This is a genomic window from uncultured Thiodictyon sp. (assembly GCA_903837595.1).
Classification (GTDB): domain Bacteria; phylum Pseudomonadota; class Gammaproteobacteria; order Chromatiales; family Chromatiaceae; genus Thiodictyon.
This window is the reverse complement of sequence record CAILVI010000535.1, coordinates 1-2,018: the sequence shown is the minus strand read 5'-3', so window position 1 is coordinate 2,018 and position 2,018 is coordinate 1. Positions and strand designations below refer to the sequence as shown.

Below are 2,018 nucleotides of genomic sequence, written 5' to 3'. Positions count from 1 at the left end.
GAGGTGCACGCCCTGTTGCACGCGTTGCGGGTGCCGCGCTTCTTCACCCTGGGCGCCACGCTCTACGGCTGTGGACTGCGCCGCAGCGAAGGGCTGGCCCTGGAGGCGGATGCCATCGACTGGCAGCGGGCCATGCTGCACGTCCGTGACAGCAAGGGCGGCCTCGACCGTCTGGTGCCGATCCCGCCGCGCCTGCAGGAGATCCTCGACCGCCATCGGCGGCAGGAGGGCATCCGTTCCGGCCGTCTGTTCCTCTCCCGCCTGGCTCCCGAGTGCGACCTCAGCCCCGACACCGTCGGCCGGGCCCTGCACGCCGCGGCGGCCACCGCAGGGATCCCCAAACCGGTCACCGCGCACAGTCTGCGTCACGCCTACGCCACCCACCTCCTGGAGCGAGGCGTGAGCCTGCGACTGATCCAGCAGTTCCTCGGCCACCGCCATCTCGAGACCACCGCCATCTACACCCATCTGACCGCCGCCGTCATGCACCGCGCGCACGAGGCCCTGCAACAGATGACCGCGGGCCTCTGAGTCCGCCGCGAGCCGAAGATGGGGATCATCGCCGACATCCTGCGGCGGCACGGTCCGGCTTACCTGCGGACCGCCGGGCCGGCGGCGCCCGAGTCCCAACGTCTGGCCGTGCGGCGGCTGACGGCCTGCCGCACGGGCCGGCTCGGGGGCCATGCCGAGTACTGTGCGGACTGCGGGGCCCGGGTCGAGTTCGTGCCGCACAGTTGCCGCGACCGGCTCTGCCCGGTCTGCCGCGGCCCCGAGTCCCGCGCCTGGCTCGAAGCCCGGCGGCGCGACCTGCTGCCGGTGCCCTACTTCCATGTGGTCTTCACCGTACCCACCGTCTACAGCCACGCGGTCCGGGACCACCCGGCCCGCCTCGGCGCCGCGCTCCTGGCGGCGGTCGCCGAAACCGTGCAGACCCTCGCCCGCGACCCGCGGCACCTCGGCGGCGAACTGGGGATCCTGGCCGTACTCCATACGTGGGGGCGAAGCCTGACCTGGCACGCCCACGTGCACTGCCTGATCCCGGCCGTCGTGCTCCAGCCCGGTGGCGCGTACCGTCTCACCCGCACCCGCTTCCTGCTCCCGGTCCGGGCCCTGCGGGACGTGTTTCGCGCCATTCTCACCCGGCGCTTCCGCGCCGCCCTCAAGGGGTTCGATCCGCCGGGCCGCCTCTGGCGCACCGCCTGGAACGTCAAGGTCCGGCCCTGCCGGGAGGGACCCGACACGGTCCTGCGCTACCTGACCCGCTACGTGCGCAGCGGCCCGCTGCACGAGTCGCAGATCGTGCACGCCGACGCCACCCAGGTGGTCTTCCGCTATCTGGACCACCGCACCGGCACGGTCCGCCGGCTGCGCACCACCCCGGCGGCGTTCGTCGCCCGCTACCTCCAGCATGCCCTGCCGCCGCGTTTCCACCGCATCCGCCACTATGGCTTCCTGGCGCCATCGCGCCGCCACGACCTGCGCGCCTTGCAGACAGCCATGCTCGCCCGCTACCGCACCAGCGCCCTGGCCCCGCCGTCGGGCCCCGATCCTGTGCTGCCGGCCTCGCCACCCTGTCCGTACTGCGGTTCGACCCGGCCCCGCTGGCGTCTTTACCTACCGGCCGGTCAGACCGGGATCGCCTTCACCGTCAACTGGCGTGCCCCGCCCGCCCACGTCTCATGACCCGTACCGTCCACAACCCGCCCCCGCCGGCCCGGCGGTCGGTGCACTTCCGGCCCAGTCCGCCACCCTACCGCACGCCCTGGAACCGTCCGGCCAGCGGCGCCGCGCACCGCGCCGCCCTCTTTCCGGCCCGCTCCCGCCTCTCTCCACCCTTGCCGCCACCCCCGCCGCGCGCTATTCTTGCCCTGTGCGGCGGGACTAGTCTGCCATTTACGACCCCATGACGCCACCCGCCGCGCGAAGGCTGGGCTCAACCGGGATTATGCGCCGGCTTCGCAGCGCATAATCCTCTGGACGTTGGGACCTACACTCGACACCCGACACTCGACACTTCT

Annotated in this window: 2 protein-coding genes; both read left to right on the top strand. The window is 72.6% G+C overall.

The genetic code is table 11. From position 1 onward, the window contains the following. On the top strand, positions 1-531 hold a 531-nt coding region (locus tag QZY44_RS32580; RefSeq protein WP_295457498.1), incomplete at its 5' end, for a tyrosine-type recombinase/integrase. Between the two features lie 18 nt (positions 532-549). Beyond that, a complete protein-coding gene (locus QZY44_RS32575) occupies positions 550-1,683 on the top strand; it encodes a transposase (protein ID WP_295457495.1) in 1,134 nt (377 codons plus the stop codon). The last annotated feature ends 335 nt before the right edge of the window (positions 1,684-2,018 follow it).

Excerpts from the sequence above, each read along its gene's own strand:
- QZY44_RS32575 (WP_295457495.1), top strand. The coding sequence starts at position 550 with ATGGGGATCATCGCCGACATCCTGCGGCGGCACGGTCCGGCTTACCTG.